Below are 13526 nucleotides of genomic sequence, written 5' to 3'. Positions count from 1 at the left end.
CTCTTATTGTTCTGAAAGGCTGCGTACAGTGACGCCGCCTTCAAGCCGTTTGAGTTGTGCGGCATCGGTGATGCCGAAACCGATCTGAGTCACGGCCATCGCGGCAATCGCCGTGGCGGTGCGCAGCGTCTTTTGCGGATCATGGCCGCCGATAAGGCCATGCACCATGCCCGCCAGCAGCGAGTCGCCAGCACCTACGGTACTGGCCACTGTGACCTTGGGCGGCAATGAATGCAGTGCCAGGTTCGGACTGAACCAGTGCACCCCTTCGGAACCTTGGGAGATCACCACATGCTCGATGCCCTGAGCGTGCAGACGCGCAGCAGCCTCGGCCTGAGCGGCGATGGAGATGATCGGCGCGTCGAGCGCATCGGCCAGCTCCTCGGTATTGGGTTTGATCAGCCAGGGGCCTGCCTCCAGGCCGGCTCGCAAGGCCAGCCCGCTGGTGTCCAGCGCCACCTTGAGACCAAGGCCCTTGAGCATCAGCAGCAACTTCTGCAGCCACTCCGGCGTGACACCGCGCGGCAGACTGCCGGCAACCACCACCACGTCGAAACCTGCTGCGATCTGCTGGACTCGCGCAAACAGAGCCTGCTGCGCCTCTTCGCTGACCTGCGGACCCGGGCCATTCAGGTCGGTGATGCGGCCACTGCCCTCGGCCAGCTTGATGTTGCTGCGGGTTTCCCCCGGCACACGGACGAACTCGTCGACAAAGTTGCGGCGCTCGAACAACGCTTCGAACGACTGCTGATTGTCGATGCCCAGAAAACCCGCAACGGTCAGGTCATGGCCAAGGTCGGCCAGCACCTGCGCCACATTGAGTCCCTTGCCCGCTGCGTGGGTGAGCATTGCGTTGCTGCGGTTGACCTGGCCCAGCTCCAGTTGTCCCAACTGCACAGTCAGGTCCAGCGCCGGGTTCATGGTCAGGGTAAGAATCTTCGCCATTACAAAGCCTCCACAAGCGCGCGGACTTCGGCGGCGCTGCCCGCCGTCAGCGCATTTTGCGCCAGTTGCCGAGCAGTGCTCAGGGTCAGTTCACGTACACAGGCCTTGACCTCGCCGATGCTGCGCGCCGACACACTTAATTCATCCACGCCCAGCCCTACCAGCACCGGAACGGCCACAGGGTCGGCAGCCAGTTCGCCACACACGCCCACCCACTTGCCATTGGCATGTGCGGCGCGGACGGTCATGTCGATCAGTTGCAGCACCGAAGGGTGCAACCCGTCTGCTTGGGCCGACAGGGTCGGGTGGCCGCGGTCGATCGCCAGCGTGTATTGCGTCAGGTCATTGGTGCCGATGCTGAAGAAATCCACTTCCTTGGCCAGGACCGGTGCAATCAGCGCGGCTGAAGGCACTTCGATCATGATCCCCAGTTGCAGGTCGCTGACGGGGATTTCCTTGCGCAGTCGCTCGGTCATGTCCCGCGCCTGACGCCATTCTTCAAGGGTGCCGATCATCGGGAACATGATGCGCAAAGGGCCGCTTTCTGCCGAACGCAACAGCGCGCGCAGCTGGCTTTCCATCACGTCCGGGCGTTGCAGAGTCAGGCGAATGCCGCGCACGCCGAGGAACGGATTCTCTTCCTTGGCGATAGGCCAGTAAGGCAATGGCTTGTCACCGCCGACGTCCAGCGTGCGCACCACCAGCGGGCGACCGCCAAGATCGGTCAGAACGCGGCGATATTCGGCTTCTTGGGTTGCCTCGTCAGGCGCCTGAGAGTGGGCCATGAACAGCAATTCGGTACGCAGCAGGCCGACACCTTCGGCGCCCTGCTCTACTGCGGCTGGCGTGCCAGTGCTGTCGCCAATGTTGGCGAACACTTCGACGGCGTGGCCATCACGTGTCACTGCGGGCTCCATGCGCGCCTGCGCAGCGGCCTTGAGGCGCACTTCGCGGGCATCGCGATCCGCAACGGCGCGCTGCAAGGTGGCTTCGTCAGGCGCCACCGTCAGGCGTCCACGCTGACTGTCGAGTAGCAGCACAGTGCCTGGCTTGAGCAGCAGCACTTCATCACCGGCACCGACCAGCGCAGGGATACCAAGCGCACGCGCGACAATGGCGCTGTGCGCAGTGGCACCGCCGCGAGCGGTAAGAATGCCGGCTACCTGCGCCGGGTCCAGACGGGCAACGTCGGACGGGCCGACTTCGTCCATCACCAGGATGTAGGGTTCGTCAGGAGCGGCAACGGTTTCAACGCCACAGATCTGCGCCAGCACGCGCCGGCCTACGTCTCGCAGGTCGGCCGCGCGCTCGGCCAGCAGGGCGTCCTGCAATTGTTCCTGCTGGACGGCGGCAGTTTCGATCACAGTGGCCCACGCAGCGGCTGCACTTTCGTCGTTGTTCAGACGCTGCTCGACTTCGCTGGTCAGTTCCGGGTCCTCAAGCATCTCCTGGTGGGTGATGAAGATTTCACGAATGGCCTTGGACTTGCTGCGCTGAATCAGGTTTTCGATGTCGCTGCGAACTTCGCCAATCGCTTTGTGCAGGCGCTCACGTTCGGCAGCAACCGATTCGCCCTGCGGGGGATAATCGAACGTCTGCAGTACTTGAACATGCGCCGGGCCAATGGCAATACCCGGCGATGCCGGTACAGCTTGCAACACACTGCCGGCAGCGGGTGCGTTCAAGGGTTTGGCGGCAGCAGCGGGTGCTGGCGCAGCCTGCGGTGCGGAAACGGCAGGCAAAGGCTCGACTTCTTCGCCAAGCCCCTGCTCCACCGCCTCAATCAATGCGGGTAAGGCATCGTCAGCAATACTTGGCTCGGCAATGAACTCCAGCGTCTGACCGCGGCGCGCTCCGAGGCTGAGCAGCTTGCTCAGGCTCTTGGCAGACACGGCGGCTTCGCCGGTTTCCAGCACGCGCATACGGATTTCGCCGTCGAACTCCTTGGCCAGTTGCGCCAGAATCTTCGCAGGGCGGGCATGCAGGCCGTGAGCGTTCGCCAGTTGAACCTGTCGGGTCGGCCACTCGGCAGGCAACTCGCCGCCCAGCGCTTCCAGCACCACGCGGCTATTGGTGGCATGGCCCAGCTCGTGGCCACGACCTTCGATCAGCAGCAGACAAAGCCGCTCAAGCAAAGCCTGGTGTGCCTCGCCGAGGCTGGCAAGACAGAACAGACCGGTCAGCGGCTGGCCGAGATAACGGATAGGCTTGTCCGGGGTCACAAAGGCGAGACCGGGACGCTTGACGGTCTGTTCGCTGTGCAACCACCACAGGCCATCACCCAGCGACAGCGCCTCGACCTGTTGCAGCACGGCAGCAAAACCGTTGCTCACGCAGTCGGCCTTGCGCAACAGCCGTGCGCCGCGCCAGACCAGTTCTTCAAAATCGTCGGCCGATACGCCCAGACTGATCATCTGCGCGTCGAGCGCCAGTTCCTGAGGCGCGCCCTGCAACAGCTTGAGCAAGTCTTCCGGGGTCTGCGCTTCACGCAGTGCCTGGCCCAGGTCTTCTTCACCCAGCGCGCGGGTCAGCAACTGCAGCAAACGCAAGTGCTCGTCGGACTTGGCGGCAATACCTATTGCCAGATAGACCATCTGCCCGTCGCCCCAATCCACCCCTTCGGGGAACTGCATCAGGCGCACGCCGGTGGTGGCCACCAGGTCGCGGGTTTCGGGAGTGCCATGCGGGATGGCGATGCCCTGGCCGAGAAAGGTCGAGCCTTGCTGCTCACGGTTCATCAGACCGGTAAGGTAGCCCTCGGCGACCAGGCCATCAGCGACCAGGTGGTCGGCAATCAGCTTAAGTGCGGCAGTTTTATCCACAGCCGACTGGGCCATGGATATTTGCTCCAGAGTGAGTTCGAGCATTGCCTTGACTCCTGTGCAGCGCCAAGGCGCCACCTGATTCTTGTTTTAATGACGATCATAGGACCGACAGCTTAGGGGGATGATAGTGACACCGATCAACTATCCTATCGGACATCCTTTTCACCTCGATTGCAGCAGACAACGGGCATGCTGAATCGTTTAATCTATAATTGCCCGGCACGTTACTCGATTCTGCGGGTTCATTGAAGCCCGGCCGGCTCGATCCTGTAGGACAAGTCCCAAAATACTTGAAGCAGTTGGGAATTTCCCACGGTCTGGTGTAAAGATCAGTATCACAGCAAAAATAATTCCAATGTTCTGAACCGCTTGCCTGACTGAAGGAATTCCGGGGTGAAACTAAGCGATATTGCACGTCTGGCAGGTGTTTCTGTCACGACCGCCAGTTACGTGATCAATGGCAAAGCCGAACAACAACGTATCAGCCCCGCAACGGTCGAGCGTGTGAAAGCCGTCGTCGAGCAACATGATTTCCGGCCTAATCCGCAAGCCGCGGGGCTGCGCAGTCGACACAGCAAAACCCTGGGCTTCATCCTGCCGGATCTGGAAAACCCCAGCTATGCACGCATTGCCAAGCTGCTCGAGCAAGGCGCACGCAGCCTGGGCTATCAATTGCTGATAGCCAGTTCCGATGATGATCCCGCCAGCGAACTGCAGCTGTTGCAGTTATTCAGAGCGCGACGCTGCGACGCACTGCTGGTCGCCAGTTGCCTGCCCGCCAGCGACGAAAGCTATCGTGCCCTGCAGATCAAGGGCACGCCTATCATCGCCATCGACCGGGAAATGAACCCGGAGTTTTTCTGCTCGGTAGTCAGCGACGACCACGATGCCAGCCTGCAACTGACCCGCAGCCTGCTACAGACCCACCCAAAGCACATTGCCTTGATCAGCGCACGTCCTGAACTAAGTATCAGCCGGGCACGTGCTGCCGGCTTCGAAGACGCCCTCGAAGGGTTTTCCGGCGCCAGGATCATCGAACATGCAGAGGCCTTCAGCCGCCAGTGTGGCCAGCGCCTGATGACCGAAATGCTGCAACGGCAAGGGCATTTCCCCGATGCGCTGATCACCACCTCTTATGTATTGCTGCAAGGCGTGTTCGATGTGCTGCAAAGCCAGGCGCTGCAATCGACTTCATTGCACCTTGGTACCTTCGGTGACACGCAACTGCTCGATTTTCTGCCGCTACCGGTCAATGCGATGGCTCAGCAACACCAGCTGATCGCCGACAAGGCCCTGCAGCTGGCCTTGGCAGCCATCGAGAAGGATGACTACCAGCCAGGCGTCCATGCGATCGCGCGTGCCTTCAAGCAGCGTATCCACGCGCCATGAACATGACGCTGATCGACACCCATACCCACCTGGATTTTTCGGACTTCGATGACGACCGAAATCAGGTACTGGAGCACTGCAGCTCACTCGGCGTGCAGCGCATGGTGGTGCTTGGGGTCTATCAGCGTAACTGGCAGCGCCTGTGGGCATTGACCGAATCGCGTCCGGCGCTGTACGCGGCCTTCGGGCTGCACCCGGTGTATATCGATGAGCACCGCAGCGGACACCTGATCGAGCTGGGCGAATGGCTGACCCGCCTGAAGGGCCATCCGCAGCTGTGCGCGGTGGGCGAGATCGGGCTGGATTACTATGTCAAAAACCCGGACAAAGTGCGTCAGCAGGCAATTTTCGAAGCACAGCTCGGGCTGGCATCGGACTTCAACTTGCCCGCATTGCTGCACGTGCGCCGCAGCCATGCCGACGTGATCGCCACCCTGAAACGTTACAGGCTCAAGCGCGGCGGTATCGTCCATGCCTTTGCGGGCAGCAGGGAAGAGGCTCGTGAATACATAAAACTGGGGTTTAAGCTGGGTCTTGGCGGGGCGGCAACATGGCCGCAGGCGCTGCGTATGCACCGCGTCATCGCCGACCTGCCGCTGGACAGCGTGGTACTGGAAACCGACTCACCGGACATGGCGCCCGCCATGTATCCCAACCAGCGCAACAGCCCGCAACACTTGCCCGACATTTGCCAGGCACTCGCGGCGTTGATGAACATCAGCCCGCAGCGCCTCGCCGAGGCGACTACAGAGAACGCCTGCGCGCTTTTTGACTGGCCTCGACAGGCCGGTGACTGAGCCGAATCAGAGCAGCAAGGTCCACAGTGCAAACCCTGCGTACCAGACGATTGCCGAGCGAACCAGCAGCTCCCAGAGCATGTCGAGGCTGGTAACGCCTTCAGGCCCGATGACCGGAGGCGGAACCTCACTGGCGGCGCACCCGACACGCGTAATGAGCTGGGCAGCGCTGATGTTCCAGTTGAGCAGCTCGTGCAGCATCACCCGGCTTACCGCAACGAAATTGCCCACCAGCGCAAAGCTGGCAGCCAGCAGCCTGACCGGCACCCATTCGAATGCATGGCGCAGTTGCCCTGCCCGCTCGACCAGCTCGGGAGTCCGGCCATTTTCGGCTGCAAGCGCCAGCAAACGGTAAGCCAGCGCGGCGACCGGCCCAAGCACGAAATACCAGAAGATTACTGCGAAGAAGCTCTGAAACGCCTGCCAGAGCATGTAACCCTGCACGCCATGCAGCAATTGTTCGCTGTCGTCGGCCTGCACGCCCATGTCGCGCTCGGCCACATGCACCGCTGCCTGTGCATCGCCACGTCGGCAGGCGTCACGAAACGGACCAAGCACGGCAATCAGATCGACCCGGCCCAGGCTGTAGATCAGCACCAGCAAATGGATAGGTAACACCAGCCAGCCATAGGCAACCGAGCCCACGATGGTCAGAACAAGATGCAGCAGCAACACCGGCACCAGTACCAGCAACGCCAGCATCAGCCAGGGACGGGACGCTGTTCGCTGGCCCGCCTCGAGCTTCGCCAGCTCGCTGAGCCACGGTCCGTCGCGCTGCACACGCTGGCGCAGGGCGGAAAACTTTTCGACAAGAACTGCCAGCAATAGCACCAGAAAACTCATTGTTCCTCCCTTACCTCAATCCAGCAAAGCCGCTTGAAACCGGCCCCAATCGAAACAGGGCCCGGGATCTGTCTTGCGTCCGGGCGCTATGTCGCTATGACCACAGATACGCTCGGGCGTAATTGCCACGAAAGCCTGGCGCAGCTGACGCGTCAGGGCTATCAGGGCTTCGTATTGCGCATCAGTGAACGGCTGCTCGTCAGTGCCCTCAAGCTCGATGCCGATGGAGAAGTCGTTACACCCCTCACGGCCCTCGAAACAGGAAACACCGGCATGCCATGCGCGATCAAGACAACAGACGAACTGAATGACCTCGCCATCACGTTCAATCAGAAAATGCGCCGAAACGCGCAGATCGGCAATCCCCGAAAAGTAGGGATGCTCGGTGGCATCCAGCTGGTTCTGAAAGAAGGCCTGCACCTTGCCGGTCTTGAACTGTGCGGGCGGCAGGCTGATGTTATGGATAACCAGCAACGAGATGTCGCCTTCGGGTCGCGCATTAAAGTTGGGCGACGGGCAATGCTGCACGCCGTCACACCAACCGCTTGCGGAGTCCAGTTGCATGAGCGCTCCTTGAGCAGGGGTAGTAAGTAGCGCTGATTATGCCTGTGACAGGGGCCGATGTGGCGGTTCAGGCACGGACTCGCGACGTAGGAAATGCCTGTTTGACACCTCGACGTTACGACGCGGAGCACAAGAAACTGCGCGCCACGCCTCGCATGCCCCCGGTAAACCGGGGCCGGGATCACGCGCCCTTGAGTTTTCGCAGGTTGCTGATCACTGATTCCAACGCGCGGTCAAACAGCAAGGCGTCGTCCAGAATGCGAATGGCACCGCGGCGAAACTCAACGGCAAGGCCCAAACGCGTCTTCTCCAGAACCTTCATGCCCGTGCGATTGACGAACACATAGCGACCGCTCGGCTCGACAATGGCGGTCAGCTTGCAGCGCAGCTTGTGTTCTTCGTCTTCCTGAATTTCAACCCAGCCCCCAACCCGCAGCTTATCGACCATTTGCAGGCCGGCGTCGTCGTCAGGCAACTGCACGACCGGCTCGTTGAGCATCTGTTCTTCGGGAGAAATCAGGACGATTTCTTCAACAACGGCCATCATCGATGGCCCGCCAGCGACGTCAGCATCCGACGCCAGCGTGTCGCCCTGTGCAGAATCAGCTGTGCCGTCCTGCAAGCGCGAGAAATGCTGAAAAGCCTGAACGTGCAACGACTCGAGCTGGCTGAAGAACTCGCTGGTAGCGAACGGATCGAATGCAGCACTGGTCAATCCGTCACGCAGCGACTTGAGCAGCCCCGGCACCAGCTCAAGCAACTGCTGCAAGGCCTGCGGGTCGTCATGTTGCTCGACGCTCCAGATCAACTCATCCATCGTCTTCAGCCCGGCTTGCCACTCGGCAGACTCATTGCCGTGCTTCAGACAGGTCAACAGCAACACCTTGCTCCAGGCCTCCTGCAGCAGGCGCACGACGGCTTCAGGCAACGTCTTGCCCAACAGCCGTTCATTCAACTCGTGCTGCACCTGATGCCGGGCAAGCTCGGCGCGTGCGCGGCCTTCCTCGGCGTCGCGGGTACGCTGCTCAAGCAGTTCGCTGCGACGGCGTTCGTCACTGGTGAAGGCCAGGAAGTCGGCCAGCAGTTCGGAGAAAATAGCCGGGTCATCGACGAAATCATTCAGCAGGCGCTGCACGATCTGCTCTACCCGCTGGTAAAGCGAGTCCCGCTGATAGTCGTCGCGACCGCCCCAACCCAACGCCGCGGTGGCAATTTCATTGAGCAGGCGGCGGGCAGGATGGCTGCCGCGACTGAAGAAACTCTTGTCGAGCACCGCCACCTTGAGCATCGGAATCTGCAGACGCCCGATCAGGGCGCGCAAGGACGGAGTCAGGTTTCGATCGTCGAGAATGAACTCAAAGAGCATGGCGATCAGGTTGATCACGTCCTCATCGCCGACACCGACCACTCGGGACTTGCCAGTCTTGACGTTGACCCGGGTCAGCAGTTGCTCCAGTTGATTACGCAGATCGAACTCGTCGTCGGCCTCTTGGGAGGGCACGTATTGCTGCAGGTGCGAGAGCAGCCGCAGCAAATCCTTGCTGGAGATCGGACGCACTTCGGCGTTGGGCTCGTGGCGCGGAGCAAGATTGCCACGAACGTGCAGAAGCAACTCCTGCAACGCCGAAAAGACTTCCTGCACACCTTTGTCGAGCTTGTCGGCCGCCTGGTTCAATACCGGATCGGACAGCTCGGCTGCACGGTGCCCAGGCGTTGCACGGTCAGATGCGCGGCGCGCCGGCAATGACTTCATGTCCGGCAGGACGCCCGTGGCAATCAGTAGCTGATTAGCTTCGCTGTACAAGTGGTCAGTGTTGGAAAGGACGTATTTCTCGAACAGCTTGAGGATGATCAGCTTGACCTTGATCTCGACGCCCAGACTGCGCCCGCCCTCGAGAAAGAAGCGGCACAGCATCGCCGGCCCCAACGGGTTGCTGTCTTCGGCAATGGCCTGCGGGACCAACACATTCAGGCGCGCGGTCAGTTGCCCCAGCGCGAGGCTGTCACGGCTCATGACCTTGGCGACCATGGCATCGACGGCTACGGTCTTCTCCAGCTCATCGTTATGCACCAGCGCCAGTTTGTCGAACGACACGGCAGCAGGCAGCACAGGCTCGTGAATCTGGTACTGACCCAGGGCCAGAAAGGACTCGTAGAATTTGTCGAGAAAACCGCGCTCGATGCTTTTGCGCTTGAGGCGCAAGTCGCGCATGGCTTCAAAAAAAAGGTTTTGTTCGGAGTTGTTGCGGGCGCGGTCTGCCATCTCGAACAGTGTGTCGTCGGCGTTATCAAACAGCGCCTGCAGGCCATCCTTGAGCTGCTGGGCCGCACGGTCGCGAACCTGCAACAACACAACGGGCAGCCGGGCCAAAGGCGCACTTGCACCTTGGGCAGGGAGCAATTTGCTCAACGGCACTACTTTTTCGTCGTTCGGCATTACACCCCCTGACAGGAAATTACCTGAATCCCTTCACAAACGCGGCTTGCAGACCTCGCCTTGTAAAAAGACTCCCTCGACCTTGCGGAGAGTCAAACCTATGACGTCAATTACAAGGCGGATTATGTTTCAAAACTTGCCAATAACGCCAGTAAGACTTTTTCACGTCCTGTCGAATGCAGGCGACACGGCATTTACGTGCAGCGATAGACCGCGACTTTCGCGTTCCATCGCAAACGAATTTGCCTAACCGACCAACTGCATGTTCCGAATGCGCGGCCATGCGATATGCCCGGTGGGTTAGACAGTTGCACTGCCTTATACTCGGACGACCTTGAAGTGGAGCCCGCTATGCCGAATGTACGAATTGCCGACCTGACCGCCGAGATCGAAGCCAATGTGCGTCGCGCATTGCTTGAGGATGTCGGCAGCGGCGATATCACCGCGCAATTGATTCCCGCAGAACGGTTGGCCAAAGCCACGATCATCTCGCGCGATGCAGCGGTTATCGCCGGTACAGCCTGGGTGGATGCCGTTTTCCGCCAGCTGGACCCTCGGGTGGCTGTGCACTGGCAAGTGATCGATGGCGATCGGGTCAACCCGAACCAGGCCCTTTTTCACCTTGAAGGCCCTGCCCGCTCGCTGCTGACCGGCGAGCGCAGTGCCCTCAATTTTCTGCAAATGCTGTCGGGCGTTGCCACCCGCGCGCAACACTTCGCCGATCTTGTGGAGGGCACTCAGGTCAAACTGCTGGACACCCGCAAGACACTGCCGGGCTTGCGTCTGGCGCAGAAATACGCCGTCACCTGCGGCGGCTGCCACAACCACCGCATTGGTCTGTATGACGCGTTTCTGATCAAGGAAAACCATATCGCGGCCTGTGGCGGCATTGCCCAGGCAGTGGAGGCAGCGCACCGGATCGCCCCAGGCAAACCGGTAGAAATAGAAGTGGAAAGCCTGAGCGAACTCCAGCATGCGCTGGATGCCGGGGCCGATATCATCATGCTGGACGAGTTGAGCCTGGCTGACATGCGCGAGGCTGTGCGCCTGACTGCTGGCCGTGCCAGCCTGGAAGCCAGCGGCGGTATCAACGACGACACTCTGCGGGTAATTGCCGAGACCGGCGTGGACTACATTTCCATCGGGGCCATGACCAAGGATGTGAAGGCCGTGGACCTTTCCATGCGCTTGAGTCTCTGACGGCAACGCCCACGACGACTATCACGATTCACTCGGGAGAAGACGCTTTGGAACAGTGGTTTGTGATGAATGCGGGCAAGCAACTTGGCCCGATGGATGCCGACGCCGCGCGCCTGATCGCACGTGAATCACCCGGCGCCTGGTGCTGGCAGCAGGGCATGCCTGACTGGCAACCGATTTATCAGGTCCCTCAAGTGCGTGCCATGAAGAAGGACGGCGTGACGCCGTTTCCGGCACCAACGCCGGAAATGATCCAGCCGAAACCCTCCGGCCTGCCCGCACACGCCAATCCGGTGCCCACCGCCAACCCGTCCCCACCCTCGTCCTCGTCCCCGAGCAGGCGTCCCTCGTTCACGCCGGACCCGAACACATCGGGCGGCTTTGGTCTGGCGCAGGCTACCGACGGCGTGGATTTCAAGTTGTACGGATCGGAGACCCAGTTCGTCGAATTGGAGCTAGACCCCGGTGAAAGTGCTGTCGCCGAAGCTGGCGCGATGATGTACAAAACCTGCGACGTGCAGATGGAAACCATCTTCGGTGACGGCAGCAATCAGTCCTCAGGCCTGCTGGGCTCTTTATTCGGCGCCGGGAAACGCATGCTGACCGGTGAAAGCCTGTTCACCACGGTATTTTCCCAGCAAGGCTCGGGCAAGGGACGCGTCGCTTTCGCTGCGCCCTACCCCGGCACCATTCTGCCTCTCAACCTGCGCGACTTCGGCGGCAAGTTGATCTGTCAGAAAGACAGTTTTCTGGCTGGCGCGAAGGGCGTGTCCATCGGCATCCAGTTTCAGAAGAAGATTCTTACCGGTCTGTTTGGCGGTGAAGGTTTCATCCTGCAGAAGCTTGAGGGTGACGGCTGGGTGTTCGTTCACATGGGCGGCACGGTGCGCAAGATCGAGCTGGCTGCCGGTGAAGCTCTGGACGTCGATACCGGCTGTCTGGCGGCCATGACCCAGACGGTCGACTACGATATCCGCATGGTCGGCGGAGGTATCAAATCAATGCTGTTCGGCGGCGAGGGCGTATTTTTCGCCAGGCTTACCGGCCCAGGCACCGTATGGCTGCAAAGCCTGCCCTTCTCACGACTGGCTGGCCGCATGCTGGCAGCGGGCCCCGCTGGCGTGGGCAGAAGCGAACGCTGATCTCCTGACTTAGTTACTCGACCACAGGCCGCGCGCCTGCCTCACTGCCAAGGAAGAGACATGCAGATTACCCAAGGTCAACGCATCCCGCTTTCCACACTTATTCAGGGCTCTGACCTCACGCTGTCGATCGTCATCAAGTCCACCCATGTGGTGGATTACGTCTGTTTCGGTGTCGATGCCAATGGCAAGCTGTCGGACGACCGCTACATGATTTTCTTCAATCAGCCGACCAGCCCGTGTAACGGCGTGAGACAGGTGAACGGCGGGGACTTCCAGCTATCGCTTGTCAGCCTGCCAGCGTCCATTGATCGCTTGGTGTTCACGGCCTCCATTGATGGCGCGGGCGTGATGAGTGATATCCAGGCAAGTCACTTCAGTATTCAGCATCAGGGCCGCGAAGTGGCCCGTGGCGAGTTTTCGGGCGCAACCTTCAGCGCCGAAAAAGCCATCATGGTCGCTGACATCTACCGCAAGAATGGCGAGTGGCGTTTTGCTTCCAACCTGCAGGGCTACAACGCCGGGCTGGATGCGCTGGTGGTGCATTTTGGTGGTGAGGTGGCAGATACGCCGCCACCGGCGCCCGCTCGCATTTCGCTGGAAAAGAAAATTGCCGACGCCGCGCCGCAGCTGATCAGCCTGGCGAAAAAGGCTCAGGTCAGCCTGGAGAAAGCCAAACTGACCGACACCAAGGCTCGCGTGGGCCTGGTGCTGGATGCATCGGGTTCGATGAACCCGCAATACACTCGCGGCCACGTACAGGAAGTGGTTGATCGACTCATCCCCCTCGCCGTGCATTTCGACGACGACGGTGCGCTGGATTGCTGGGCGTTTGGTGCAAAACCGCAGCAATTGAATGCGGTCACGCTGGCCAACTTTCAGGACTTCATCAAGACCGATCATGGCGGCTGGAAAGACTGGGAACTGGGCGCACGTATCAATGATGAGCCGAAGGCGATGCGCATGGTCATCGACTACTACAAAAAGTCGGGTGACAAAACGCCGATCTATATCCTGTTCATCAGCGACGGCGGCGTGCATCAGGATCGCGAAATAACCAGGCTGATGATCGAAGCTGCGAAGTTGCCGATCTTCTGGCAGTTCGTGGGGATGGGCGGTCGCGGTTACGGGATTCTGGAAAAGCTCGACGACATGGGCGGTCGCGTTGTCGACAACTGCAATTTTTTCGCACTGGACCGTCTGGATGAAATCCCGGAAGAGAAACTCTACGACCTGCTGATGGAAGAGTTTCCGGATTGGCTGAAAGCGGCCAAGACTGCCGGGATTTTGTAGAGCATTGAGCGTGCGCAACGTTTCGTGACCATCGTGCCAATGCTCTGCGTTGGCATGCCTTTCTGGGCGCTCTGCGTCCTCTTGCGACGCG

At 60.4% G+C, this 13526-nt stretch carries 10 protein-coding genes; 5 read left to right on the top strand and 5 right to left on the bottom strand.

The genetic code is table 11. The features are described 5' to 3' along the window. Positions 1-3: 3 nt before the first annotated feature. Both pfkB and ptsP read right to left on the bottom strand, forming a co-directional pair. Positions 4-945 (bottom strand): 1-phosphofructokinase, encoded by a 942-nt coding sequence (gene pfkB, locus I9H09_RS03000; protein WP_005895712.1) that lies wholly within the window; start codon positions 943-945, stop codon positions 4-6. Further along, positions 945-3812 carry a phosphoenolpyruvate--protein phosphotransferase gene (gene ptsP, locus I9H09_RS02995; RefSeq protein ID WP_005895709.1) on the bottom strand — a complete coding sequence of 956 codons (2868 nt, stop codon included), beginning with the start codon at positions 3810-3812 and terminating at the stop codon, positions 945-947. The genes pfkB and ptsP overlap by 1 nt, the downstream gene beginning before the upstream one ends. Positions 3813-4163: 351 nt before the next feature. Between ptsP and cra the strand changes: the two genes are divergently transcribed. Together cra and I9H09_RS02985 are read left to right on the top strand one after the other, a co-directional pair. Further along, the gene (gene cra, locus I9H09_RS02990) at positions 4164-5159 is read left to right on the top strand and encodes a catabolite repressor/activator (protein ID WP_005895707.1); all 996 of its coding nucleotides are present in this window, start codon (positions 4164-4166) and stop codon (positions 5157-5159) included. Next, on the top strand, positions 5156-5956 hold the full coding sequence (locus I9H09_RS02985) for a TatD family hydrolase (RefSeq protein WP_005895704.1): 801 nt from the start codon (positions 5156-5158) through the stop codon (positions 5954-5956). Before cra ends, I9H09_RS02985 begins: the two co-directional genes overlap by 4 nt. A 6-nt stretch (positions 5957-5962) precedes the next feature. Here I9H09_RS02985 and ampE read toward each other — a convergent pair whose 3' ends face one another. The 3 genes from ampE to I9H09_RS02970 all read right to left on the bottom strand — a co-directional run bounded on the left by ampE (position 5963) and on the right by I9H09_RS02970 (position 9800). Further along, positions 5963-6799 (bottom strand): regulatory signaling modulator protein AmpE, encoded by an 837-nt coding sequence (ampE, locus tag I9H09_RS02980; protein WP_005895701.1) that lies wholly within the window; start codon positions 6797-6799, stop codon positions 5963-5965. A 15-nt stretch (positions 6800-6814) separates the two neighbouring features. Further along, entirely contained in the window at positions 6815-7363 is a 549-nt protein-coding gene (ampD, locus tag I9H09_RS02975; protein WP_236502293.1) for a 1,6-anhydro-N-acetylmuramyl-L-alanine amidase AmpD, read from the bottom strand. A 181-nt stretch (positions 7364-7544) separates the two neighbouring features. Next, a complete protein-coding gene (locus I9H09_RS02970) occupies positions 7545-9800 on the bottom strand; it encodes a DUF1631 domain-containing protein (protein ID WP_024690392.1) in 2256 nt (751 codons plus the stop codon). Positions 9801-10151: 351 nt separating this feature from the next. Here I9H09_RS02970 and nadC point away from each other — a divergent pair, with 351 nt between their 5' ends. From nadC to I9H09_RS02955, 3 genes are read left to right on the top strand one after another with little or no spacing between them, the layout of a single operon-like run. Continuing rightward, positions 10152-11000 (top strand): carboxylating nicotinate-nucleotide diphosphorylase, encoded by an 849-nt coding sequence (nadC, locus tag I9H09_RS02965; RefSeq protein WP_024669658.1) that lies wholly within the window; start codon positions 10152-10154, stop codon positions 10998-11000. A 47-nt stretch (positions 11001-11047) separates the two neighbouring features. Beyond that, complete coding sequence (locus I9H09_RS02960) at positions 11048-12142, top strand: TIGR00266 family protein (protein ID WP_005895690.1); 1095 nt, start codon at positions 11048-11050, stop codon at positions 12140-12142. Between the two features lie 60 nt (positions 12143-12202). Beyond that, entirely contained in the window at positions 12203-13435 is a 1233-nt protein-coding gene (locus I9H09_RS02955; protein WP_122325920.1) for a VWA domain-containing protein, read from the top strand. The last annotated feature ends 91 nt before the right edge of the window (positions 13436-13526 follow it).

This window comes from Pseudomonas tremae (assembly GCF_023278125.1).
GTDB classification, from domain to species: Bacteria; Pseudomonadota; Gammaproteobacteria; order Pseudomonadales; family Pseudomonadaceae; genus Aquipseudomonas; species Aquipseudomonas tremae.
The sequence above is the reverse complement of the archived record's forward strand: the minus strand, read 5'-3'. Positions and strand labels throughout refer to the sequence as shown.